This window comes from Echinicola strongylocentroti (assembly GCF_003260975.1).
Lineage (GTDB): Bacteria > Bacteroidota > Bacteroidia > Cytophagales > Cyclobacteriaceae > Echinicola > Echinicola strongylocentroti.
The window spans coordinates 462,983-483,893 of record NZ_CP030041.1; the positions used below are offsets into that span (position 1 = coordinate 462,983).

General features: G+C 43.4%; 20 protein-coding genes and 1 riboswitch. Of the genes, 16 read left to right on the plus strand and 4 right to left on the minus strand.

Annotated elements, in window-relative coordinates:
* Positions 1–172 precede the first annotated feature (172 nt).
* From DN752_RS01725 to DN752_RS01745, 5 genes are all read left to right on the plus strand, one after another.
* The gene (locus DN752_RS01725; RefSeq protein WP_245949524.1) at positions 173–280 is read left to right on the plus strand and encodes a 30S ribosomal protein THX; all 108 of its coding nucleotides are present in this window, start codon (positions 173–175) and stop codon (positions 278–280) included.
* A gap of 210 nt (positions 281–490) precedes the next feature.
* Positions 491–1,516, plus strand: a complete 1,026-nt coding sequence (locus tag DN752_RS01730) for a hypothetical protein (protein WP_162633076.1) — start codon at positions 491–493, stop codon at positions 1,514–1,516.
* A gap of 295 nt (positions 1,517–1,811) precedes the next feature.
* Positions 1,812–1,921, plus strand: a riboswitch (SAM riboswitch).
* 229 nt (positions 1,922–2,150) lie between these two features.
* Complete coding sequence (metX, locus tag DN752_RS01735) at positions 2,151–3,206, plus strand: homoserine O-acetyltransferase MetX (RefSeq protein ID WP_112782375.1); 1,056 nt, start codon at positions 2,151–2,153, stop codon at positions 3,204–3,206.
* On the plus strand, positions 3,199–4,425 hold the full coding sequence (locus DN752_RS01740) for a homoserine dehydrogenase (protein WP_112782376.1): 1,227 nt from the start codon (positions 3,199–3,201) through the stop codon (positions 4,423–4,425). Before metX ends, DN752_RS01740 begins: the two co-directional genes overlap by 8 nt.
* A gap of 74 nt (positions 4,426–4,499) precedes the next feature.
* On the plus strand, positions 4,500–4,889 hold the full coding sequence (locus tag DN752_RS01745; RefSeq protein WP_112782377.1) for a VOC family protein: 390 nt from the start codon (positions 4,500–4,502) through the stop codon (positions 4,887–4,889).
* Positions 4,890–5,072: 183 nt separating this feature from the next.
* Here the strand turns inward: DN752_RS01745 and DN752_RS01750 are convergent, their stop codons facing one another.
* The gene (locus DN752_RS01750) at positions 5,073–6,494 is read right to left on the minus strand and encodes an alanine/glycine:cation symporter family protein (RefSeq protein ID WP_112782378.1); all 1,422 of its coding nucleotides are present in this window, start codon (positions 6,492–6,494) and stop codon (positions 5,073–5,075) included.
* A gap of 262 nt (positions 6,495–6,756) precedes the next feature.
* On the opposite strand from DN752_RS01750, the gene DN752_RS01755 reads away from it, so the two are divergent.
* The 9 genes from DN752_RS01755 (at position 6,757) to DN752_RS01795 (ending at position 13,703) form a co-directional block, all read left to right on the plus strand.
* On the plus strand, positions 6,757–7,647 hold the full coding sequence (locus tag DN752_RS01755) for a cell division protein FtsX (RefSeq protein WP_112782379.1): 891 nt from the start codon (positions 6,757–6,759) through the stop codon (positions 7,645–7,647).
* 1 nt (position 7,648) lies between these two features.
* Positions 7,649–7,855 carry a DUF3098 domain-containing protein gene (locus DN752_RS01760; protein ID WP_112782380.1) on the plus strand — a complete coding sequence of 69 codons (207 nt, stop codon included), beginning with the start codon at positions 7,649–7,651 and terminating at the stop codon, positions 7,853–7,855.
* Complete coding sequence (locus tag DN752_RS01765; RefSeq protein WP_112782381.1) at positions 7,856–8,653, plus strand: undecaprenyl-diphosphate phosphatase; 798 nt, start codon at positions 7,856–7,858, stop codon at positions 8,651–8,653.
* A 1-nt stretch (position 8,654) separates the two neighbouring features.
* Entirely contained in the window at positions 8,655–9,329 is a 675-nt protein-coding gene (truB, locus tag DN752_RS01770) for a tRNA pseudouridine(55) synthase TruB (RefSeq protein WP_112782382.1), read from the plus strand.
* Positions 9,326–10,255, plus strand: coding sequence for a bifunctional riboflavin kinase/FAD synthetase (locus tag DN752_RS01775; RefSeq protein WP_112782383.1), 930 nt, complete (start codon positions 9,326–9,328; stop codon positions 10,253–10,255). Before truB ends, DN752_RS01775 begins: the two co-directional genes overlap by 4 nt.
* A gap of 47 nt (positions 10,256–10,302) precedes the next feature.
* Positions 10,303–10,995 carry a CoA transferase subunit A gene (locus DN752_RS01780; protein ID WP_112782384.1) on the plus strand — a complete coding sequence of 231 codons (693 nt, stop codon included), beginning with the start codon at positions 10,303–10,305 and terminating at the stop codon, positions 10,993–10,995.
* A 94-nt stretch (positions 10,996–11,089) separates the two neighbouring features.
* Complete coding sequence (locus tag DN752_RS01785) at positions 11,090–11,746, plus strand: 3-oxoacid CoA-transferase subunit B (RefSeq protein WP_112782385.1); 657 nt, start codon at positions 11,090–11,092, stop codon at positions 11,744–11,746.
* A 323-nt stretch (positions 11,747–12,069) separates the two neighbouring features.
* Positions 12,070–13,209, plus strand: a complete 1,140-nt coding sequence (locus DN752_RS01790; protein ID WP_112782386.1) for an ImmA/IrrE family metallo-endopeptidase — start codon at positions 12,070–12,072, stop codon at positions 13,207–13,209.
* Positions 13,206–13,703: a DUF4411 family protein gene (locus DN752_RS01795; RefSeq protein WP_112782387.1), complete on the plus strand. Its 498-nt coding sequence runs from the start codon at positions 13,206–13,208 to the stop codon at positions 13,701–13,703. Before DN752_RS01790 ends, DN752_RS01795 begins: the two co-directional genes overlap by 4 nt.
* 230 nt (positions 13,704–13,933) lie before the next feature.
* Here the strand turns inward: DN752_RS01795 and DN752_RS01800 are convergent, their stop codons facing one another.
* Positions 13,934–15,448, minus strand: coding sequence for a sulfatase family protein (locus tag DN752_RS01800; RefSeq protein WP_112782388.1), 1,515 nt, complete (start codon positions 15,446–15,448; stop codon positions 13,934–13,936).
* A 276-nt stretch (positions 15,449–15,724) separates the two neighbouring features.
* The gene (locus DN752_RS01805) at positions 15,725–17,158 is read right to left on the minus strand and encodes a sulfatase (protein ID WP_112782389.1); all 1,434 of its coding nucleotides are present in this window, start codon (positions 17,156–17,158) and stop codon (positions 15,725–15,727) included.
* Positions 17,159–17,406: 248 nt separating this feature from the next.
* Here DN752_RS01805 and DN752_RS01810 point away from each other — a divergent pair, with 248 nt between their 5' ends.
* Both DN752_RS01810 and DN752_RS01815 read left to right on the plus strand, forming a co-directional pair.
* On the plus strand, positions 17,407–17,985 hold the full coding sequence (locus DN752_RS01810) for a DJ-1/PfpI family protein (protein ID WP_112782390.1): 579 nt from the start codon (positions 17,407–17,409) through the stop codon (positions 17,983–17,985).
* A gap of 107 nt (positions 17,986–18,092) precedes the next feature.
* The gene (locus DN752_RS01815) at positions 18,093–19,508 is read left to right on the plus strand and encodes an SDR family oxidoreductase (protein ID WP_112782391.1); all 1,416 of its coding nucleotides are present in this window, start codon (positions 18,093–18,095) and stop codon (positions 19,506–19,508) included.
* On the opposite strand, the gene DN752_RS01820 is transcribed toward DN752_RS01815, so the two are convergent.
* Entirely contained in the window at positions 19,505–20,776 is a 1,272-nt protein-coding gene (locus DN752_RS01820) for a hypothetical protein (protein ID WP_112782392.1), read from the minus strand. The genes DN752_RS01815 and DN752_RS01820 overlap by 4 nt on opposite strands.
* Between the last annotated feature and the right edge of the window lie 135 nt (positions 20,777–20,911).

Sequence of the window (20,911 nt, forward strand, 5' to 3'; positions counted from 1 at the left end):
TATCTATTGCGGCTGTAACGATTTGTAATGCATAAACCGGGTTAAAAATAAAGTTCTTTTAAAAATGCGTAACGACCTGCCTTGGTCATCTCCCGCAAGCCCATTAACTTAGTGTTAATTCATTAATAAATTCTTAAACCGTAAAAACAAAAACGATATGGGAAAAGGAGATATGAAATCCAAAAGAGGTAAAACCCACAGAGGGACCTTTGGCAAGAGCAGACCTCGCAAGAATCAAAACAAAGCTACCCAAAAAGAACAGTCACAAGTCACTAAATAATGCTTTCACAACATCCATTTTAATAAAAATCCGGCCTGGGCAATCCCCGGGCCTTTTTTAATTACTCAGGTTTCCAGGTATTTTTCGTTTATATTTCCAACCATCTTGTATACATATTACCCTATTTAATATACCATTTGTAATAATTCAACAATCCAATTCATCCACTAGCATCGTAAATTGTTTTCATAAATCACAACTCACTATCTTATGAAAGCATTAACGAAAACAATTTTAAGGACAACGCTTATCGCCCTGCCTACTTTGGGCTTTTATTCTTGTGACAATGATGAGGGCATGGACGTGCCCGAAAAAGAGATAGCCTCTTTATTCGTATCCAGCAACACAAGTGGGGAGATCAGCATAATGGATTTCACATCCATGGATGATATAAGCACTAATACAGTAGCTTCTGCTGGAACAGATGCAGATGGGATCCATTACGATCCCCAAAACGATGAAATCATCCAGCTGGTACGATCAGATAATTCGCTGAATGTCTATTCGAATATTATGACTTCCATGATGGACAATAGCCTCTCCATTTCTCTCGGCATCAATGCCTCTGGTGATTTTGTAAGTGGTCGCGAAATCGCGGTCAAAGATGACATGGTCATCGTAGCAGAATCTCCTGTAGAAGCCAATGGTAACCAAAGCAGCCTTTATGTTTACCAAAAATCAGGAGATACCTTCTCCCTCCAAAACACCTATATGGTAGATTTTGCCTTATGGGGGATTCATATAGAGGGGAATACGTTGTACGCCATTGTCGACAAAACTTCAGACCTCGCCGTATTTAACAACTTCTTTTCCAACACCAACGGCATGGTCAGTCCTGATAAACAGGTCACGATAGAAGGACTGGTCAGGACACACGGACTCACCTACTCTATGGAAGATGACTTAATGGTACTTACCGACATCGGAGACGCCTCTTCTGACAGTGATGGAGGGCTTGTAATTATTCCTGAGTTTACCTCTACGCTCAATGCCACGGCAGACGGCGGCACCATTTCCCTAGCTGATCAAGCGAGAATAGAAGGCAGTAACACCATGCTGGGCAACCCTGTAGATGTCGCTTACAGTGAAGATAGCCAAATGGTATTTGTAGCAGAACGAGCTAATGGAGGAGGAAGAGTTCTGGTCTACGAATATTTCTCCTCGAATGGTAATCCCTCTCCTAAAATTAACCAAGAAGTAGCGGGAGCATCGGCTGTTTACTACTACGAAGACTAACAAGGATACTACACTCTCCTCTATTCCAAAAGGTGTCCTGAGCGATCAGGCACCTTTTCATTTTCACACCAATTTACACCAATAACCAACCTTTCATTTCCTTTCGATAAAGACGATCATTCATTATTGATTTTTTCTTGGCCACACCTGTACAAGAGCTAAAAACTCATTTCTCTATCGATTTAATAGGGTTTATAAAGGTGATTATTTTTTAAAAACTCTTTTTCGAATACTTGCAAATTAAAAAATTCGATTGTTACTTTGTGGCATCCTTTTACTTTTTAGTAAGTCGAAGGATTTATACAGAAGAGGTGAGAGACAGGCTCGTAGACCCTCTGGCAACCTGGAAAATCCAAGGTGCCAATTCCTGCCGAATGTGAATATCCGCATTTGGAAATATAAATTCTTAAATAATGAATTTTATAAAAAGGATACACACAGCAATACAACTTCATACACCAATCATCATCGAGTTTCTTTTTGTCAAAAGGGATAATTTCATACATCGCCGAATGTGCATGTGTATGTGCAACTAAGCACCCTTCTCTTGTCCTTACCGGACACTATACTTCTTTTATCCCCATTATTGATGATCCCAGTTGACTGAAGTCAACGCTAAATTAAGAGTAAGAAAATGAATCTAACATCACCGTATCTGATTACCGATATGACCCAAGAAATTTTCCACTGCGAAGAGGAACTACCACTTGAATCAGGTGAATCATTGCCAGGATTCGATATTAGTTATACTACTCAAGGGCACTTGACCCCACAAAAAGACAATGTCATCTGGGTACTGCATGCCCTTACCGGAGATGCGAATGTACACGAATGGTGGAGCGGTCTTGTAGGGGAAGACAAATTCTTCGATCCCACCAAGTACTTTATCGTCTGTGCCAACTTGCTCGGATCATGCTATGGCTCTACCCAACCGCTCAGCAAAAACCCAAAAACTGAAAAACCATATTATTATGATTTCCCCAATCTGTCCACACGCGACATGGCCAAGGCCTTCGACCAACTACGACAGCATTTGGGAATTCAGAAAATTGATACCATAATAGGCGGATCTCTTGGTGGTCAAGTAGCTCTTGAATGGTCCTATAACTTACAAGAACAGGTAAGAAAGACAATCATCGTGGCATCCAACGCCAAGACATCCCCTTGGACGATCGGCTTCAATGAAGCCCAAAGAATGGCCATCGAATCAGACAATACTTGGGGGCAAAACTCTCCTGATGCAGGCAAAAAAGGACTGGAAGCGGCACGCGCCATCGGTATGCTCAGCTATCGTCACCAGGAAATTTTCCATACCAGCCAAGCCGAAACAGAGGAAAAAACGGATCACTTCCGAGTGAGTTCATACTTGCGATACCAAGGCCAAAAACTCTCCAATCGATTTAACGCCCTCTCCTACTGGGTGCTCACCAAAGCCATGGACAGCCATGACCTGGGCAGAGGCAGAGGAGGAACAGCCAAGGCGCTTTCGGAAATCAAATCCAAGGTACTTTCCATTGGGATCAATACCGACTTGCTCTTTACCAAAGAAGAGTCGCAGTTTATCAGTAAAAATGTCCCCAACGGCACTTATCGAGAGATTTCTTCCATCTATGGCCATGACGCATTTTTGGTGGAAAACGAACAATTAAATTATATTTTAACCTCTTTTTACCTAGAAAACAATGACTAACCGCATTGGTTTGTTTGGCTTTGGAGTGGTCGGCCAAGGATATTATGAAATCGCTAAAAATGACCGCCCCGAGCTTTTACCTGAAACGATTGTCGTACAAAATAAAAACAAAGAACGAGATCATTCACTACAATTTTCTTTTGACCCAACGGACATTTTGGATGCCCCTTGTGACATTGGAATAGAGCTCATATCTGATCCTGTGCAGGCTTATGATTATGTCAATAGCCTTTTAAAATCAGGAAAGAAAGTCATTTCAGCAAACAAAAAAATGCTTGCTGCCCATCTACCAGAGCTTTTGGAACTGGAAAAAGCCTACGGTGGAAGCCTTCTCTATGAAGCATCTGCTGCAGCAGGCATCCCCATCATCACTTGCTTGGATTGTCACTTTGCGGGCGATCACATTAGCAAGCTCCAAGGCATTCTCAATGGGTCTTCCAACTACATTCTATCCCGATTATTTCAGGATGATCTTAGCTTACAAGAGGCCGTAAAACTGGCCCAAGAAAATGGGTTTGCGGAAGCAGATCCCACCTTGGACATCAATGGAAGCGATGTCAGCAGCAAGTTGACCATTCTTGGCCTACATGCTTTTGGAAAGTATATTCCTGAAGGAGAAATCTTGACCATTGGGGTGCAGCATGTGCATGCCGCAGACGTGACGCTGGCCAAGTCCCTGGGCTTAAAGATCAAGCTGATCGCCACAGCCCAAAAGGATAAAGACGGCCTAAGCCTACACATCCTTCCTACCTTGGTCAGCGCCAATGATCCGTTGTTCTTGGTAGAAAATGAATACAATGCTGCTAAAGTGACTTCCCAAAACCTTGGTGAACAATTCTTCCAAGGGAAAGGCGCTGGAAGCTTACCGACCGGGGCTTCCGTATACGCAGACTTGACCAAGGCGGAAAAAGGCTATGGCTACAGCTATGATAAGCTCAATGGTAAAAAAGTCACTCCCGAACAACCACAATCCGCTTCCTTGGAAGTAATCATCAGCGCAGACAGTCAAGAAGCCCTGAAACCGATGACAGACGGAATCTCCATCCATCAAGCCAATGGAAAATACTGGGCCATCAGTACTGTTTCTACTGCAGAGCTGATCAAACAGCTCCCCGTCATAGAAACCAATAAGCTCTCAATCATAGCGCTCAATAATACCGTTAGTAAAGAAAATGTCCTTGCCCAAATCCAACAGCAGGAAACCGTTAATATAAATTAGTCATCACAAAACCTTTAGGCCACTTAAAGAGCAGGGACATGTGTTTTTTCCATTGTTTTAGCTAACTTAAAGACATGGGTTACTCGCAGATCAAAGAAACATGTCTCTATATCCCTGACTTGGATCAGGCGGAGGAGTTTTATCACAACAAACTAGGTATGCCGGTAATTTCCAAAGAGGAAGACCGGCATATTTTTTTTAGGTGCGGCAGTTCAGTACTGTTGTGTTTCATCCCCGAAGCTACCAAAAACGAAAAGAACCTCCCTCCTCACTATGCCAAAGGCAAGCAGCACATCGCCTTTGAAGTAGCAGCAAGTGCCTATCCAAATAGTAAAGCGGAGCTGATCGAAAAGGGTATTGTTATCACCCATGAACAAGAGTGGAAAGACGGGTTGGAAAGCTGCTATTTCGAAGACCCTTTTGGTCATGTGCTGGAGATCGTGCCCAAGGGGATCTGGGAGTAGCGTGTTTTTTTAAAATTCCGGCGGGAATAGCTTCCTTGAGTCCATCAGTGTGTAGAAAATTGATAACGGTTTCATTCACCTCATTACAAACCAAGCGACAGCTGAATGAAAGTGGGTAACCTCTTTTCCATTTGACTAGATCACTTCGTCGCTTACTCCTCACGATGAACGGATCGGGCGCTATTACTTCCAGAAGTCTGCATTGTCCACTCCTGCTTCTTTGGCTTTAAAAACAGGGTCTTTACCAGCTTTAAGTTGTCTTCTATAATCCTCAAAAGTCTTCATGGCCGGTTTTCTGAGCAGTAATATTGCGATCACATTTAGCCAAGCCATTAAGCCTACGCCAATATCCCCAAGCATCCATGCCACCTTGGCCGTCTTGATCGTACCATAAAATGTCGCTCCCAGGATCATGATCCTTAATGCCCAGAGACTCCAAGGCCGATCTTGGAGACGGTTGAGATAACTTAAATTGGTTTCAGCAATATAGTAATAAGCCATAATGGTCGTAAAGGCAAAAAACAAGAGAGAAACAGCTACAAAACCGCTTCCTAAATCCGGAAAATGTGTAGCCACTGCATATTGGGTATACTCTGGACCTACTGCCACTCCCGGAAGGTGCTCTACGATAAAGCCTCCTTCTGGATTGATGACATTATACTGACCGGTAAATAGAATCATCAAAGCGGTGGCCGTGCACACAAATAAGGTATCCACATACACCGAAAACGCCTGAACCAATCCTTGCTTGGCGGGATGACTCACCTCTGCTGCTGCGGCTGCATGGGGAGCAGTACCCTGTCCGGCCTCATTGGAATAAATGCCACGCTTCACCCCCCAAGCAATCGCCATCCCAAACACACCACTGAATGCTGCCTCAAGGTTAAATGCCGATTTTATAATCACCATTAACACACCTGGGACCTCAGCGATATTAGCCCCAATGATCACAAGCGCCATCAAAATATATGCTGCCGCCATAAAAGGCACCACCACCTCTGCCACTTTGGAGATTCGCTTCACCCCTCCAATGATGATCAAAGCCAGAAAAAAGGTGATGATAAGCCCAGTATATTCTACCGGTACACCAAAGGCATTCTGCACACTAAGCGCAATGCTATTGCTCTGTACGCCTGGCATGAGGAGGGTCATGCTGATGATGGTCGCAAAAGCAAAAAGCATCGCATACCATCTTACGCCCAGGCCCTTTTCGATGTAATATGCCGGGCCACCACGATATTGCCCATTATTCACTTCCTTAAAGACTTGGCCCAAGGTAGATTCCACAAAAGCAGAAGCTCCACCCAAAAAAGCAATCACCCACATCCAAAAGACCGCACCAGGACCTCCCATCGCTATGGCCATCGCCACTCCGGCTATATTTCCTGTGCCTACCCTGCCAGAAATGGCAATGGCAAACGCCTGAAAAGACGACACCCCCTTTTCGGAAGATTCTCCCTTAAAGAGTAATTTGAACATTTCCTTCAGGTAAGTCACCTGCAAAAACCGGGTTCTGACAGAGAAATACACTCCAGCAGCCAGACAAAGCCCAATCAGGGCATAACTCCATACGATATTATTGACGACTTCTACAATCTCTTTCATAACGGGGGACTAAACTTCGCTTTCCGATTAAGCTTTTATAAATGGGTTATTATAAATCAAGGTTCCAAATAAAAGAAAAAAATCTCACTTTAATCGAAATAATATTCCATACAATCAGTTAATTTGTGTAAGTGGTAAAAATCACATAAAATTTACGCCACCGTCGTTCGTTATACAGGCATGTTTTCAGTGGTTTCATTTTAATCCAATATCATTGGTTTAATACAGATACCTGATTAATTTTGGAGGAATTCATAGCAGCATGGGCAAATCTTCAAGAAAAAAGAAAAGATTAGGGAATTTTAAATTTATGAGTGTGCTCTTCAGCACTACTCTCTCGCTTTTTATAGTGGGGCTTTTTGGTGTGATCGTCATTCAGGCAAAAACCCTGACATCCATCATTCGTGAAAACATAGAAGTTCAGGTGTTTTTACATAAAAACCTGTCCGATTCTGATCAAGCAAAGATTGGAAAAGCCCTGGAAAACAAACCCTACCTTTTGAAAAAAGATGATGGTGCGCAATTGTCCTTTATCTCTGCAGACGAAGCTGCCGAAACCTTCCTGAAAGACACAGGTGAGGATTTCGGTAAGTTCCTTGATGACAACCCCTTGCGTGATAGCTATGTTCTCTCTATCAATGAGGAATACCAAACCTCAGATAAAATGGAAAACATCGTGGCAGAGATCCAAAAGATAAACGGGGTATTTGAAGTGACTTACATGAACGACCTCGTCGAATCCATCAATAAAAACCTAATGAAAGTCAGTATTGTTCTTGGGGCTTTTATCCTAATATTGGTCATTACTGTAATTATTTTGATCAATAACACCATCCGCCTCGCTCTCTTCAGTCAGCGGTTCCTGATCAGAAGCATGCAGCTAGTGGGTGCCACCAGAGGTTTTATCAGGAAGCCCTTTCTCAATCGATCCTTTCTTTTCGGGACATTGGCAGGCATCATTTCCTCTGCCATGCTCTACGGCCTTATTCAATATACCAAAGCCAACATAGATGGATTTGCATTGCTCCAAAATAACCGAATGCAGCTGATACTCTTTGGAGGTCTGGTGCTACTTGGCGCCATACTTTCCTTTTTCAGCACCCTCAGGGCAGTTAATAAATATTTACGAATGTCTTTAGACGAACTTTATTAAGATGAACAACTTACCTTTTTCAAAAAAAAATTACCTACTCATGCTTATTGGTATAGCCATAATCGTAGTGGGATTTATCATTATTGGTCTGGACAGCGCGCCACACGGATTCGGTTTTATGGGACTTACATTGGGGCCATTGGTTACCCTTTTCGGTTTCATATTTGAGTTTTATGCCATTTTTTACAAATCAAAATCGGAAGAATAAATGACCATCATAGAAGCGATTATCCTGGGCATCATTCAGGGATTAACTGAGTTTTTGCCTGTTTCCAGTAGTGGCCATATCGAGCTAGGGTCCTTTTTACTGAACGTCCAAGCAGCCGACAACCTACTCTTTACAGTAGTAGTCCATGCTGCCACAGCACTTAGTACGATTGTGGTATTCCGAAAAGACATCGCTGCCATCATCAAGGACCTTTTCAAATTCCAATGGAATGACGGCACCCAATTCATCGCCAAGATCCTTCTTTCCATGATTCCGATTGGTGTGATCGGGGTCATGTTTGAAGACCAGATCGAGATGCTCTTTGGTGGAAAGATCGTATTCGTGGGAGCTATGCTTTTGGTGACAGCTGCTTTGCTTGCCTTTTCGCATTTTGCCTCCAAGAGAGATGGGAACGTTACTTTTCCAAAAGCACTGGTCATTGGCATTGCCCAGACCATTGCCATTATGCCAGGCATTAGCCGGTCCGGCTCTACCATTGCCACGGCTTTGCTCATCGGGGTAGAAAAAGAAAGGGCTACACGATTTTCTTTTTTGATGGTGCTATTGCCTATATTGGGAGCATCAGGCATCAAACTGCTCAAATACCTGGAAGACCCCAGTTTAGCTGCCGGGATCTCTATGCCCGTTTTATCTGCTGGTTTTATCGCTGCTTTTGTGGCAGGATTGGCAGCATGTATTTGGATGATCAATATAGTAAAGAAAGGCAAACTCATTTATTTTGCCGTGTATTGTGCCATTGTCGGCTTGATCGCTGTCATTGGCGGACTAACGATGTAAAATGGAAACACCTTACGGAGAAGTATTTCTGGTCAACAAACCTTATCGCTGGACCTCTTTTGATGTGGTCAAAAAAATCAGAAACACCCTCAAAATCAAAAAAGTAGGCCATGCGGGCACCTTGGATCCGCTGGCAACGGGATTATTGATCATTTGTGCTGGCAAAAAGACCAAAAGTATCAATGATTTCATGGGACAGGAAAAAGAATACACGGGGACCTTTGTCCTTGGAAAAACCACGGCTTCCTTCGACTTGGAACAGGAAGTAGAAGATGTAGCAGATCCTTCCCATCTTACATTGGAAATGATCCAAGAAGCATGCAAAACACTTACAGGAGATATCATGCAGGTGCCTCCCACCCACTCTGCCATCAAAAAAGACGGTAAACGTGTGTACGAATCTGCCAGAAAGGGAATAGATGTCAAGCTGGACCCTAGGCCCGTAACCGTTTCAATATTTGACATTACACGATGCGAACTTCCGGAAATAGATTTTCGTATTGTTTGTTCCAAGGGAACATACATCAGAAGCCTCGCCAGAGACCTGGGTGAAGCGCTCCATGTAGGTGCTTATATGTCCGCATTGACACGGACCAGAATTGGTGATTTTCACCTGTCTGACGCTGATGAAGTCAATGCTATTGTAGAAAAAATCAAAGGAGAAGCCAATTCATGAAAATTTACGAAGGACTGGATCATTTTCATCCCGTAAAAAATGCGGTGGTCACCAGTGGCACTTTTGACGGTGTCCACCTAGGCCATCAAAAAATCCTCGACCGTATACAAAACATCGCAGAAAAAATGCATGGAGAGACGGTATTGATTACTTTTTGGCCTCACCCACGACTTGTGCTCTACCCAGAAGACCACAACCTACGATTGCTTACCACTTTTGAGGAAAAAGCCCGGCTGCTGGAAATGTTTGGCATAGATCATTTGATCACCATCCCTTTTACCAAAGGTTTTTCCCAACTTACCAGTGAGGATTTTATCCGCAAGATCCTGATCGACAAAATCCAGACACAGAAATTGGTAATTGGCTACGACCATCGTTTTGGAAAGAACCGGGAAGGAAGTTTCGAACACCTGATGGAAAACAAAAGTCAATATGGATTTGAAATGGAAGAAATCTCTCGGGAAGACATCGACCATGTAGGCATCTCCAGCACCAAAATCCGTGAGGCCCTGGTTTCAGGCAAGGTATCCGAAGCCAATGAATTTTTGGGAAGGGAATATGAACTGAACGGCATCGTGATCAAAGGCCAACAGATCGGTCGCTCCATTGATTTTCCCACAGCCAATATCCATGTTCCCAATAACTACAAGCTGATCCCCGGCGACGGAGCCTATGCTGTGCGCGTGGGCGTAGGACAAGAAATGTATTTTGGCATGCTCAATATCGGTAACCGCCCCACCGTAGATGGCATAGAAAAAACCGTCGAAGCCCATCTTTTTGACTATGACGACAATTTGTACGGTAAACAAATCACAGTTTATTTCACGGAATTTTTGAGGTCGGAAAGAAAATTTGCAAATTTAGAAGAGCTAAAGGCCCAATTGGAAAGAGACAAGCAAAAAGCCCGGGAAATCCTTGGCCTATAGAAATTGGGATTATTACCATAGCAAGGTTTTCCTTAAACAACAACATCATGATCAATAAGACCATAAGTGGTGCCGAAGAAGCGGTCAAGGACATTACCAGCAATTCCGTGCTGATGTTAGGCGGCTTTGGACTGTGTGGCATTCCGGAAAACTGTATCAATGCGCTGCTACAAATGGAAATTTCAGGATTGACCTGTATTTCCAATAATGCTGGCGTGGATGATTTCGGCATTGGCCTGATGCTTAAAAAAAGGATGGTCAAAAAGATGATTTCCAGCTATGTGGGTGAAAATGAGGAATTTGAACGGCAACTGCTCAATGGAGAGCTTGAGGTAGAACTTATCCCACAGGGCTCACTGGCAGAACGTACCCGCGCCGGAGGCGCTGGTATCCCGGCTTTTTTTACCCCTGCCGGCGTGGGAACTGAAGTAGCCGAAGGCAAAGAAATGCGGGAATTTGATGGTAAGCTTTATATCTTGGAACGATGGCTAAGAGCTGACTTTGCTCTGGTCAAAGCATGGAAGGGGGATACTGCGGGTAACTTGGTATTTAAAGGAACTGCGAGGAATTTCAATCCAATGATGGCCACGGCAGGAAATATCACCATTGCCGAAGTAGAAGAACTGGTGCCAGCGGGAGAGCTAGATCCTAACCAAATCCACACCCCAGGGATATTTGTCCAGCGCATCTTTCAGGGAAGTAATTATGAAAAACGAATTGAAAAGCGAACAATAAGATAGAACGCAAATAGAGCGGATTTTCACTGATTTTTTATAAAGTGGATTACACACTAAAGAAAACCTCCCAAACCTCTGAAACCCAACAACGACAACCATGCTCAACAAAGAACAAATCGCCCAACGCATCGCCAAGGAAATCAAAAATGGACAGTACATCAACTTGGGCATTGGTATTCCCACCTTGGTAGCCAATTACATTCCTGATAAACTGGAGGTGGTACTGCAGTCAGAAAATGGCCTACTGGGCATCGGTCCCTTCCCTTCAGAGGAGCAAGTAGATGCCGACCTGATCAATGCGGGCAAGCAAACGGTAAGTATGATCAAAGGTTCTTCACTTTTTAATTCTGCCGATTCCTTTGTGATGATCCGGGGCGGACATGTGGACCTGACCATCTTAGGAGCCATGGAGGTTTCTGAAAGTGGAGATATCGCCAACTGGAAGATCCCAGGAAAAATGGTCAAGGGAATGGGTGGCGCCATGGACTTGGTAGCTTCGGCCGAAAACATCATCGTGGCCATGCAGCACTGCAGCAAAGACGGAAAACCCAAACTACTAAAACGCTGCACACTCCCCATCACCGGCATCAAGTGTGTCAAAAAAATCGTCACCGACCTGGCCTTCCTTAAGGTACTCCCCGAAGGAGGTTTTAAGCTTATAGAGCGAGCACCCGGTGTCAGTGTCGAAGAAATCAAAGCCAAAACTGAGGGAAGATTGGTAGTGGGCAAGGAAGTACCGGAGATGGTTTTATAGCACTGTCAAACAGAAGCCACTCAGGCCTAGGTATGGCCACAAAGCCTAAGATGCTGCTCCTGCCCTCCCGACACTAGGGGACACGTCCTTCTAGGAGCGCATTCACCCGTTGGAACGGTCAACTTTTTGACCTATATTCACCATTCAAGGCACACACAACCTATGCACAATATGGGCTGAAGGGATAACCGAAATGTCGGTGCTTTTAGCCCGCCAAAGCTCCGCTTTGGCGTTTTTGTTGGATAAATTTAAAAGCACAAAACCAAAACGTTGTAGGTAATACTAGGGAACAATCTTAAATAAATATCGATTATATTTACATTATGGCAACAAGAATAGAAAATATTAACTCTGACATTATAAACTGGGCGATAACTCGTGCAGGTAATAATTTGGAGGAATTCTATCAAAAAAACCCTAATGTTAAAGAGTGGATTAACGGAAATAAAAAACCAACTATAAAACAACTTGAAGATTTCACTCACAAGGTTCATGTTCCTTTTGGGTACATGTTTCTTAACAAACCTCCAAAAGAAGATATTCCGATACCATTTTTTCGAACAGGGAAAACAAAGAACAATAAAGTATCTCTCAATGTTTACCACACCATTCAACTCATTGGTGAAAGACAAAACTGGTTGACAAATTACCTAAAAGAAAGTGAGTATCCTGATTTAGAATATGTAGGTAAATACACTGAAAGATCCAACTATTTTGAAATAGTAAAAGACATAAGAGCCAGTCTGAAATTACCCACTAACTGGGCTAGTAAAATGGGGACCTGGGAAGAGGCCTTAGATTACTTGACACTACAGATTGAAGAAATAGGGATTATTGTAAATTTCAATGGAATTGTTGGAAATAATACTAGAAGAAAAATTCCTGTAGAAGAATGTAGGGGTTTTGTTTTAGTAAATAAAAAAGCACCATTTCTGTTTATAAACTCCGCTGATGCAAAAGCTGCTCAAATGTTCACTCTTATACATGAACTTGCGCATATTTGGCTAGGAGAAAGTGCAGGATTTGACAATCAACAAATGTTACCTGCTGATGATCCAGTTGAAAAACTTTGTGACCAAGTAGCCGCGGAATTCCTAGTTCCAGAATTATTTTTAAAGGAAAAATGGAAAGATTCTAAGGATATTAAATATCTAAGTAGAGTTTTTAAAGTAAGTCCCATCGTTATAGCGCGAAGGTGCATGGATTTAAATTTAATTACTAAAACTACTTTTTTTGACTTCTATAATAATTATATAGAGGAATATCAATTAAAAAAGGGGAATCAAACGTCTGGGGGGAATTTTTATGCTACTGCTAAAAAGAGAATCAGTTTAAGATTTGCAAGTTTTGTAAACAATGCGGTAAACGAAAATAATTTATTGTATAGAGATGCATATAAACTAACAAGCCTAAAAGGAAATACATATGAAAAGTTCATCAATGAATATTTATATCAAGCATGAGCAAATTCATTGTAGACTCAAACTTTTTCATTCAAGCTCATAGAGCTATATATCCAATTGACGTGGTACACAGCTTCTGGCTAAAAGTCAAAAAGCTTGCTGATTCTGGCACTATTATCAGTATTGATAAAGTCAAATTAGAAATTTTTGATAATTCTGCCCATGAGGATGAATTAAAAGATTGGTGCCAAAATAATTTATCAGATTCCTTCTTTTACAACACTGATTCAGTTTTGCAGAACTACATAGCAATTGTTAATTGGGCATCATCATCTAATTACACTGACCGAGCTAAGCAAGAATTCTTAGAAACAGATTTAGCAGACCCTTGGTTAGTAGCATATGCAATGAGTACTGGAGACACTATTGTCACTTATGAGAAAAGCGAACCAAACATTAAAAGAAGAATTAAGATCCCTGAAGTTTGTAAAGGGTTTAATGTACGGAATGTTAATACAATTGAAATGCTCCGAGAGTTAAATGAAAGTTTCTAAACACTACCTACAATCGAATAGCCCGAACTGAGTCAATCGGCTCAGGTTGAGCCGCTCACAGCTCTATTGAGTTTATCGAAGTACCACCGTACCTCGTACCTGTCCGACGACAAGGTCATAAATTTAGGATTCCCAAAAATACAATTAAAAGGATTTTCATTTAAGCTAACACTCCCCAAGGCGCTACAAAACATGCCCAAATGGACACGTTTCATAGCGGAGCCTATATCTTAATGGAATAGCTTTTCGGCCTCAGCATCTTCATACTTTTTGATAGTGGCCAGCAGCTTGGCTTTCATCTCTTCCTGTACTTTTTGGTAGCGTTCATCACCATATACATTATGCATCTCTGAAGGGTCTTTTTCCATATCGAAAAGCTCCCAAGATTCCACTTGGTTATAATAGCGGATAAGCTTATACCTATCGGTTTTTATACCAAAATGAGGAGAAACATTGTGCTCACCAACTTCATAATAATGGTAATAGAGCACTTCCCTACCCTGCTCAGCCTCACCGGTCAGCACTGGCAGCATGGATTCACCCTGAATATCTCCGGGAATCTCCACCTGTGCAGCATCCAGCATCGTCGGAGCAATGTCCAGATTCATGACCATAGCATCTGATCGGGTACCGGGCTTGAGCACGCCAGGGTATTTGATGATCATCGGTGTACTGAATGACTCCTCGTACATAAAACGCTTGTCAAACCACCCATGCTCTCCCAAGTAAAACCCTTGGTCGGAAGTATAGATCACAATGGTATTTTCATCCAGTCCATGTGCTTTGAGATAATCGAGCGTCCGACCGATATTCCTATCCATCGACTCGGCAGTGGCCAAGTAATCCCGCATGTATTGTTGGTATTTCCACTCCACCAATTCTTTGCCTGATAGATCCAGTGAGTCCAACTCCCGATGGACGGCTTTATAGTGCGCATCAAAAACGGCTCGCTGCTCGGGAGTCATTCGGGTGATATTGCGGTCCTTGGAGTCATCGGGGTACATCTTAAGGTCATAGGCCATTATCATGGTTTTGTCTATGGTCATGTCCTGTTCCATGGCCGCTTGGCGTCCTTCGTAATTATCATAAAAATTATCCGGCAAGGGGAAAGTAACTTCGTCATACTTGTCCATATCCTGCAAATCAGGCATCCATGTACGATGGGTCGCTTTATGGCCAATGACCAAACAAAATGGCTTCTCTTCGTCTCTGCTGTCCAGCCAGTTTTCTGCAGCATCCTCCACGAGGTCACTGACGTATCCCGTCCGATTGACCTTTCCGCTATCTTTGACCAAGAAATCAGGGTTATAATAATATCCTTGACCGGGCAAAATCTCATAATGATCAAATCCCTGTGGATCTTCACCAAGATGGTATTTGCCGATCCAAGCGGTCTGATAGCCGGCTGCCTGCAAGTGCTTCACAAACTGATCCTGATCACTTTCAAATTTACTGTCTGAATTCCTCCTAAAACCGTTCTTGTGGCTATACTTCCCCGTCAGCAACACCGCTCGGCTAGGCCCACAGATGGAATTGGTCACATAGGCATTGGTAAGCAACACCCCTTCTTCCGCAATACGGTCGATATTGGGAGTTTGGGTGATGGTACTTCCATAAGCACTGATCGCTTGGCGGGTGTGGTCATCCGAAACAATGATCACGATATTCGGCGGTTTTTGCTCCTTGGGCTTACTGCAAGAAGTCATGCCCATGATCACGGCTATCAAAAGTAGAAACTTATTCATTGCTATTTAGTTATTGGTATACTGGTTATTTGATTATACGCTTTATTGCCAGTAGGCTGTATTTCTCACGGAACACACAGAACTCCCAGAATGAAATAAGGCTTTTCTGAGATTTCCATGTTTTCTGTGAGCACCTATTTAATTTCCCTGTGATTACTGGTATCATTGCGGATAATCATAACTGGTTATTAAGTTACTGATTTACAACACCCATCACTGGTTACACAGATTATTGAACACTTTTTGCCATGCTCATGTCTTTCTAATCACTACTAATTATAAGTCATTATCCCTTACCTCTGCCAGCCTCTCCTCTATCCGCTCCTGAAACATCGCCACTTGATCGGAAAATTGCGGGTTAGTCGCCAGGTTATTAAACTGCTGTGGGTCATTGACCATATCAAACAGCTCCTGACCTCCGGCTCCATCTTCCCCATATTGGATATAGGCCCAGCGGTCACTCCTCAGTAGAAAAGCCTCCACCCCTCTGTATTTGGAGACTGTAAACGCCATGTCCCTCACTTCATAATTGGGATCATCCAAGGTCTTGGCCAAACTTTTACCTTGTATTTCATTGGGCAATTCCAGCCCAGCCAGTTCAGCCACCGTCGGGTACAGGTCGATCAATTCCGCAAAGGAACGGCACACGGCCGGTGCTTTACCGGGGACTTTTATGATCAAGGGCACCTTGGCAGATTCTTCGTGAAGGCTCACTTTCATCCAAAACTCATGTTCACCCAAGTGAAATCCATGGTCAGAGGTAAATATGACGATCGTATTATCTTCTAGCCCCTCTTCTTTAAGGGTTTTCAGCACTTTTCCTACTTGGGCATCCATATAGGCCACGGACGCATAGTAGCCGGAGATAGCCTTTCTCTCCTGGTCTTCTGACATCTCCGCATTGACCGTAGTGACGTAGTTAATGCCGTTGGCGGGGATATCGTCCCAATCGCCAATGACCTTAGGCGGGAGCACCATTTCCCGATAGGGATATGCTTCAAAATAGTTCCTTGGCGCCACAAAAGGCACATGGGGCCGTACAAAGCCCACCCCAAAAAAGAAAGGACCTTCTTTATGTGCACGAAGTAATTCGGAGGCCTTTTCGGCAGTTTTCCCATCCGAATGTGCCAAATCATCCCCGGAAGCCTTGACGATGGTCATCACATTGCCACCTTTCCGTTCCAGTTCATTATAGGGATTGTTTTGCACCAGCTCGGCGTCTCCTTCGGCTTTCCATTCTGGCCCTTGGCTGTTGAATCGCTCCTGCCAAGAGGCAGCATCATCAGCTCCATTACTGCCTTTTTCGATATCTCCAGGCACCCCCATATGATATATTTTGCTCACCCGGGCGGTATAATAACCATTATTCTTGAAAAGCTGTGACCAAGTGACCTTATCGGGGCCTATGTTTTCCCTGCCGCTGGTATAGCCAAATGTCTCTGTGGCATGCGGATAATATCCGGACATGAAGGAAGCCCGCGAAGGGCCACAAACGGGAAATTGGCAATATGCCCGCTCATAGCGTGTGCCTTCGGCTGCCAGTTGGTCTATATTCGGGGTGATTTTCAAGGGATTGCCGTAACAGGACACGGCATTGGCCGTCAGGTCATCGGCAATGATAAACAGTACATTGGGCTTTTCCTTCTCTTGGGCCAAGGTCTGGCCACCAATGATCAGAAGTACCAAGGAAAGCAATCTTTTTACTATCATATTTAATCTATTCTCATAATGCTATCATCAAAAATTAAGGCAAATGCCTCAAACAAATCTAACAAAATGAATCGTAACTTTTACATATTTTTACAGTAATATAACGATAGTATATCTATTTTTTTTCAAAACTTCTAGCGTCAATTTTAGGTAAACCTTTCTTAACGCCACTTACTTTTTAATCACCTGAATAATCCCTAAATTCTCAACAAAACAGATCATCAACGCTAAAAACCACTTTTAAAGTTATGGCAAAAAGAATATTAATGATCGCTGGGGACTATGTCGAAGATTATGAAATCATGGTTCCTTTTCAGGCAATGCTTTCTGTAGGGCTGGAGGTGGATGTAGTAGCTCCCGGCCGGAAAAGCGGAGACACCATTCCCACTGCTATCCACGATTTTGTAGGCGACCAGACCTACAAGGAATTGACAGGACATCAGTTTGCCATTAATGCAGACATCGATGCCATCAATTTAGCGGATTACGATGGACTTTATGTCCCCGGGGGAAGAGCGCCCGAGTACCTAAGGCTAGAGCAAAAAGTACTGGATATCGTGAAGCACTTCTTTGAGGCTGATAAGCCGGTGGCCGCCATCTGCCATGGGATCCAAATCCTGACCGTAGCGCGCGTGCTGGAGGGCAGGACACTTACCGCTTATGTGGCTGTAGGCCCTGATATCGAACTGGTCGGTGGTACATGGAAAAACATCCCTGTCGATGAAGCCATTGTGGATGGCAACTTGGTCACTTCACCCGCTTGGCCCGGTCACCCGGCAATATTGAAGGAGTTTTACCAATTGCTGGGAATGACGATTTCACATTGATCAGGCCTTATGCCATTCAATAAAACCTTGGAATGGTCTACAATCATTCCAAGGTTGTTTTAAACTATTTTGGCACCAGTGAGTTGAATGCATAAAAGACAATTGCTGTGAAAATTCTGCTTACTGGAGCCACTGGCTATATCGGCAAAAGATTACTTCCCTCCCTTGTCAGAATGGGCCATGATGTAGTCTGTTGTGTAAGGGACAAAAACCGCTTTGAACCTCCTCCATCCATTCGCCAGCATATTCAAGTAGTGGAAGTGGATTTTTTGGAAGAAAAGACCCTATCCAGTGTCCCCAAAGACATCAACGCCGCCTATTATTTGATCCATTCGATGTCCAGTGCAGATGATTTTGCTGAACTGGAAAAAACATCAGCTCAAAATTTCTGCAAAAGTCTTGAAGAAAGCCACGTTGAGCAGGTAATTTATCTTGGGGGCATTGTCAATACCGAGGTCCTGTCCAAGCACTTGCTCAGCAGAAAAGCTGTAGAGGACGAGCTTAGCAAAGGAAATTACCGTTTTACCGCCCTGCGTGCAGGCATCATCATTGGATCGGGCAGTGCCTCCTTTGAGATTATCAGGGATTTGGTAGAAAAGCTGCCTATAATGATCGCTCCTCGCTGGCTCAAGACCCACTGTCAACCCATTGCTATTCGTGATGTCATCAGCTTCCTCAGCCAATCGCTTTTGGAGCCGAAGACGTTTGACAATGCCTTTGATATTGGCGGCCCGGATATCCTTACGTACAGACAAATGCTGCTTCGTTATGCCAAAAACCGCGGTCTGGGTAGAAGGATCTGGACCGTACCGGTGATGACACCTCGCCTCTCCTCCTACTGGCTATTTTTTGTGACCAGCACTTCCTACAAACTGGCTGTTGCATTGGTGGACAGCATGAAAATAGAAGTCGTCTGCCAACCCAATAAGCTGGCCCAAAACCTCGGTATCCAGCCAATGAATTATCAGGAAGCCCTCAACGCAGCATTTACCAAAATAGAATCCAATGAGGTCATTTCCAGCTGGAAGGATTCCCTGATCAGTGGCCGCTTTGAAAACAACCTTTCCGAATTTATTCAAATCCCCACGCATGGATGTTTTGTGGACAAACGAAGCGTCCCCATTCGTGACGAAAGCAAAACGCTCGACCGTATTTTTGCCATCGGTGGAGATACGGGCTGGTATTATGGCAACTGGCTGTGGCAGCTTCGAGGCTTTATGGACAAGATGGCTGGCGGGGTCGGACTCCGCCGTGGCCGCACCCATCCCACCACCATCCATTCCGGTGATGCTGTGGACTTTTGGCGAGTCCTCTATGCCAAAAAAGCGGAGAAGCGGCTCCTGCTCTATGCCGAAATGAAAGTCCCCGGAGACGCTTGGTTGGAATTCAAAATAGAAAGTGGCTGCCTTATCCAGACAGCCACTTTCCGCCCAAAAGGGCTTTGGGGAAGAGTTTATTGGTATGCGGTCTATCCCTTCCACGAGCCTATTTTTGGCGGGATGGCCAGAAAGTTGGTGGGTTAATCTGTTGGTTTACATTCTCCGTGCTTTATTTCATTAAAAGAAGGATTATAACCATTCCCACTAATTTCTCCTTTTATTTCAGGGCTTTCATAAAAGAGCTTTGAAATTGGGCAGTAATCAATCAATTTGTTATTATTCTTTATAATCAACTCCTTACCTAATTCTCTGAAACTATCTAACCCTGTCAACCCGTCAATTTTATTGTTCTCTATAAATATGAAGTTTCCGGCAACCTTCTTTAGGCTCATTCCACCCATTGTTATTAATTCATGATTACCAATAATTTCAAAATCTCCCATTACACTGTCAAGCTGTTGCAGTTGCCTTAAATTCCAAATGGAGGTTCCCCCTTTGTCTTTAGTTTCATCTGTGATCGTTAAATTCCCTATGATACCATCATATCGCTTGTAGCCAAATTCATCTACTTCTTCTTGATTGTTTAAAACAACATCCCCCTGATAGATCCTTCCATTTATCCTTCGTAGTGGTATTCTGTTTGGTACGGTTTCAAATGCCTTTAGCCTATCCAACCCGATGGAAAATGTTTTCTGTAGCGCAACAAAATCTGGAACATCTACTTGGAATGTAACCGCTTCCCCAATCACATATTCCGGTTTAACGAAGATCTTTGTAATAGAATCTACTTCAATTCGATATTCCTGATTTTCCCCAAATAATAAATGACCACTCAAATAACCCTCTTCTAAACCATCCCATACTTGAAGACACACTAAAAAATAATCTACTTCCTCAAACACAATCTCCTCCGGATCAAACCCAAATTCCTCCGGCGTAAATCCTAGGGTGGACAGTACCTCCAGTACTACGGTCTTCATGGTGCTGCTTCTCTCTACGGTAAAAGGAATGGGCAATTGTTGGTCGATATGCTCTTGGAGTTTTCCTGCTTCGGGGATGGCAAAAAGCGTCGTTCCTTCGCCATCCATCAGATAAATCTCAGTCACCACATAATCCCCCAAAGGCAACAACACCTCTTCTGCGTAAAATGTACCATCGGATTCATATAGCTCAAGTTCGACATTGGTGTAATCTGTCGCAGTACCATCAGCCTTGGTGATGGTGACCCTGGCCTCGACTACGAGGCTAAAGTCATTCGTTTGCGTTCTGGCTTGGGCATCGGTAGTGGGAGCAGAAAAGCCAAAGCTGACCGGATTTTTTACCGCTGTTACTTCTGGCAAGTCCCGCTGGCAACTGTTAATAATTACGATGACGAATGCCCAAAGCATTAGTCGGAGTGAGTAGTTCTTCATGATGTAGTTTCTTTTGCTAAAAATTCACAATCCATATTTGGGGTTTAACCTGACTCTTACTGCTATCCCCAAATCGAAAAGGATTATAAAATTACAAAAAATTAATTTTAAATATATTAAAAATCATTTTAAATA